This window comes from Acidimicrobiia bacterium, from assembly GCA_016650365.1.
GTDB lineage: Bacteria > Actinomycetota > Acidimicrobiia > Spongiisociales > JAENVV01 > JAENVV01.
This window is the reverse complement of record JAENVV010000073.1, coordinates 1-4543: the sequence shown is the minus strand read 5'-3', so window position 1 is coordinate 4543 and position 4543 is coordinate 1. Positions and strand designations below refer to the sequence as shown.

Sequence of the window (4543 nt, the reverse complement as noted above, 5' to 3'; positions counted from 1 at the left end):
TCGGCGTCGACCAGGTTGTCCGGAGAGGGCTCAACATTCGACCCGAGCAAGCGCGCATCTCGTTGGCTTGATGTGGAACCCACTTGAGGGTGATCGCTTTCTGCCGGTGCAATCGGCAGGGTGAACCGGAAGATGGTTTCGCCGTCTTCACGTGAGTGTGTGAGGTCGCCAGCCATGCGCCGGGCCAAATCCCGGGAGACGCTGAGACCGAGCCCGATCGAGACGGGCAATCCGGCTTTCGTGTGAGCAGAGAAATAGGGCTCGAAGATCTTTTCGGAGAGCTCGATGGGTACTCCGACTCCGTCGTCAATCACATGCACGGCGAACATTCCACCGATCGGCTCCACAACCACGCGGATACTGGACCCACCGTACGCCAGGGCGTTCACAACGAGGTTGCGGACGACCTGGCGGACCCTGCCAGGGTCGCCAACTGCCTTAGGAATGGAGTTGGCCTCAATCGGGACCCGATCGGTGCAGTTGAGAGACTCAAGGACATGGGCAATCTGGTCGGCCATATCAACCGGTACTTCGACCATCATGAGTGTGCCGTGTTCCGTCCGGGCCGTCACCAGGAGATCTTCGATGATGGCGGACAGTTCGGTTGCCTGCTCGGCGATCACTTCGACCATTTCCACGCGTTCATCCAGTGAGAGCCCCTCTGGCTGATCCCTCAGGATTTCGGCGAAACCCAAGATGCCCGTGAGCGGCGTGCGAAGCTCATGAGACATGGAGGCAACGAATTGGTCCTTGGCGGCAAGCACCTCAGCCATGACCGCCACCTGGCGAACCGCGGCCACTCGGCGTGAAGCGGCGTGAGCTGTGGCGCCGGCCATCATTGCCATGGCCAGGCCGATGAGGAAGATCCAGCTGGGCTTGAGACCGTCACTCAGCAGCGATGAGCCGACAGAGGGGGTCACATCGAATTGCCATACCCGGTCTGCCACGGTGATGATGTCACTATGAACCAGACCCTCAATTCGGCTGGGTGGCAGTTGGCCGTGGGCATCCAATGCCAAGTCAACGCGGTTCGCGTATGCGGTCACGTCGCGTACTGTCCAGTCCAGCTCCGATGCCAGGCCTCCGGGGACTCGGCCTTCGATGAGATCGGCCAGTACCACCGGGCTGACGACCAACGCTTCGACGATTCCAAGGTCATCCACCAACGGGCTGTAGAGGACAAACCCCTCCTGCCCGGTCGGCAACAACGACACCAGAGGAGTGGCGACAGGGCGCCCGGTACGAACGGCCTTCATCAGAAAGGCAATCCGGCCCGGAGGCGACCCCACATCCAGCCCCAGGGGCCGATCGAAAGAATCCGCCGGCTCAAAGAACTGAATCGGAAAATACCATTCCCGCGGCCCCACCGGGACCCGATGACCCCCAAGATCGATCTCGAACATCTCATAGTCTGGGACCGTCGCCGCCATTTGTTGTGCGAATGCGTCCAGGCCGTCCGCATCCACAACGGGAACAAACGCCAATCCGCCCATACCGGCTTCCAGCCCGAAATCGGAAACATACCGCCCATACTCGGCGGCATTGACATGATCGCTGGCTTGAAACAGTCCAACCAGGGCCGACAGCTCCACAACCACGTCCTCTACTCCCTCGGAGATCGCATGAGTCAGCGCTTCCGACTGTAGAGCCAACCGGGACTCGATCTGGCGCTCCGCAGCCCGGTGTACCGCGACAGACGCACCGAACGAGCTACCAGCAACCACGACAAAGGCCGCCAACGCTGGGAGCCATTCGCGCAGGCGCGACGTCTCCGACCGTTCCAGACTTCGCCGACCGCGTTTCACTGAGATTGTATCGGCCATCAACAGCCTCAGCCTGAGAGATCTCCGCCGACCGACCGCCCGAGACGAACGACTCCCATCAAAATGCACGTCGCTTCCTCGCCATACGACGAAAGGATCCGATCTGATCGGCCGGCTAGGCAAACCGGGCGGCGGAGAACGCCTCGACGTCAAGCCCTGCCCGGGTCAAATATCCCGGGGCGGCTCCGGTCCTGACCAACCCAGCCAATAGCTGGCCGGCGGCCGGGGCGGTTTGAATGCCAGTGCCACCTTGCCCAGCCAGCCAGAAGAAACCCTCCGCGGCAGGATCCTCGCCGATGACCATCCCTCCGTCGGGAGCGAATGTCCGGAGTCCGGCCCACTGCGACCGGACCGACCGGATTCCCAGGCTGGTGGCCGTGTTGATCCGATCGATGGCGAGTGCGACATCCAACTCCTGGGGTCGAGCATCACACGGCTCAGACGGGGTCTCATCGGCGAGCGAACACATGAGCTGGGACCCATCGGGCTTGAAGTAAAAGGAACTGGCCGAATCGTGAACCAGCGGCCACTTCTCGGAACCGTCCGGCGCCGCCACCATGAAGGCGGTCCGACGCTTCGGAATCAGCCCTACCTTCGCCAACCCTGCCATGGCGGCCACCTCGTCGGCCCATGCACCGGCCGCGTTCACCACAACATCTGCCTCGACGACGTCCTCGTCGATGGACAGTCGCCATCGGGCGCCCCGCTCGATCGCCGTCACTCGGGCTGCGGTCCGGATCGTGCCCCCGGCGGCACGCAACATGCGAACGTACGCCTGATGTAGCCCGGCCACGTCAAGGTCCATGGGGTCGGGTTCCCAGATGCCACCCTCAACTGTCTCGTTGACCACCGAGACGATTCGCCTGACGGCGGCTGGATCAATCAGCTGAGCCGATTCACTCAGGGGCATGGCAGTTTGACCGGGAAACACCAGTGTGAGAACGCCCCGGGGTGACAGGAGCGGATGATCGGAGTATTCGGGGTTCTCAAAGAAACCACCGCTGACATACGACAGCGGGTGGATCGACGCGTGGCCGTAGCCCGGGTAATAGAGAGCGGCCGAGCGACCGGTGGCGTGATAGGCAAGCGCCGACTCGGCTTCGACGAGGACGACGTCCATGTCTTGTGCCAGGTAGGCGGCCGCGCTCACGCCCGCGATGCCACCGCCGATCACCACCACATCTGCCATAGCGGCAGGCTAGCTAGCCGGGTTCCGAACGAGGCCGGAACGGTCGAGATACGCTCGAACCCTGAACAGGGCCTTCTCACTGGTGAGCGGGTTAGTCACGGATGGGTTGAGCCGTGACCGCCGCGAGCACGGTCCGAATGCCAGTCTCAACCGCATCGAGGACGGTCGCCGGATCGGACGCCACGTACTCGGCAACACCATCGAGCATACGCTTGACGAGCCGAGCGTCGAGTTCGACTCCTAGATCGGCACGGAATTCGCCGCCGTCCACTCCCGCCCTCAGAGTGTCCTCAATCAACAAGAGGACCGCACTGTCATGCTTTTGCAGCGCGAGTTGAGCCCGTGCCGAGAGGCCATGCTGCAAATCGACGACGGGAGGATGATGCACCGAGACGGCGGCAAAGTGACGAACGAGGTGCTCAAGTCGGGCCATCGGAGAATGGATCGTGGCGAGAACGCTACGCAGCATGCCAAAGCTCTCGACCTGATGCGACTCAATGGTCTCGGTGACGATGCTCTCGACATCAGGGAAGTGGTTATAGAGGGTCTGGCGAGCCACCTCCGCTTTATCGGCGACCGCAGTCATGGTCACTCCCCCAACGCCGTTCTCGGCGATGAGCTGAAGTGCGGACTCGACGATGCGCTGCCGGGTGCCGATAGACGACTCGGCGACTACTGCGATCCCGCTCATGCTGCTTTTCGATAGAGGCGGGATGACAGTGGGATAAACACAGCCAACATTCCGACCACCCAGGCCAGGGCATAGAGAACGTCGCGACCCGTATCAAGGCCAAGGGAAAGGTCCCGCACCGCGTTGGCCGCGACCGAGATCGGCTGATGAGTGGCAAAACCCTGCAACCAACCCGGCATGGACTCAGGCGGCGCAAAGGCACTACTGGCCAGCATCAGTGGAAACAGCCAGAACATCGACAACATGCCAACCATCTCCGGATTACGGACTTTGGCAGCGATCGCCGCACTCAGCCACGAGAACGCGAAACCAACGGCCAGGGCCAGAGCGATAGAAGCGACGGCTCCCCCAAAGGAACTGAAGCGAAAACCCATGGCGATGCCAACCAATGCGAGGAGGACCAGGCCGGCCAGGTTCCGGGCTGCGTCGGCAACGGTGCGCCCGGCAATGACCGCCCCCTGATTCATCGGAAGTGACCGAAACCTATCCGTTACCCCTTCCGAAAGATCAGCAGCAAGGCCGGTCCCCGTCTGCTGTGCACCCTGGAGCGCCGTGATCACCAGCACTCCGGGAACAACGAACTGGATGTAGTCGACTCCGGTGCCCGCCCCGATCGCCCCACCAAACACATAGTTGAACAGGACCAGGAAGAAGACGCCCATGATCACGGCAAACGCCAACATCTCCGGCCGGCGCGAGGTGCGGACCATGTCGCGCCACGTGACTGTGGCAGTGTCCAGAAGCGCTGCCCGAACCCTGTCAGAGATCGAGGCATCAGGGTCAAATCTGTACTTGGCGGGAGAGGCGGTGGTTGTCATGGTGCTCCAGGTGTCACTTGGC

General features: G+C 62.1%; 4 protein-coding genes. All 4 read right to left on the bottom strand.

Annotated features, from left to right (window positions below; all coding sequences use genetic code 11):
- On the bottom strand, window positions 1-1805 hold a 1805-nt coding region (locus JJE47_04420), incomplete at its 3' end, for a CHASE domain-containing protein (protein MBK5266658.1).
- 133 nt (window positions 1806-1938) lie between these two features.
- The gene (locus tag JJE47_04415; protein MBK5266657.1) at window positions 1939-3012 is read right to left on the bottom strand and encodes an FAD-binding oxidoreductase; all 1074 of its coding nucleotides are present in this window, start codon (window positions 3010-3012) and stop codon (window positions 1939-1941) included.
- Window positions 3013-3103: 91 nt separating this feature from the next.
- The gene (locus JJE47_04410) at window positions 3104-3703 is read right to left on the bottom strand and encodes a TetR/AcrR family transcriptional regulator (protein MBK5266656.1); all 600 of its coding nucleotides are present in this window, start codon (window positions 3701-3703) and stop codon (window positions 3104-3106) included.
- Complete coding sequence (locus JJE47_04405) at window positions 3700-4521, bottom strand: ABC transporter permease (protein MBK5266655.1); 822 nt, start codon at window positions 4519-4521, stop codon at window positions 3700-3702. The genes JJE47_04410 and JJE47_04405 overlap by 4 nt, the downstream gene beginning before the upstream one ends.
- Window positions 4522-4543: the final 22 nt, after the last annotated feature.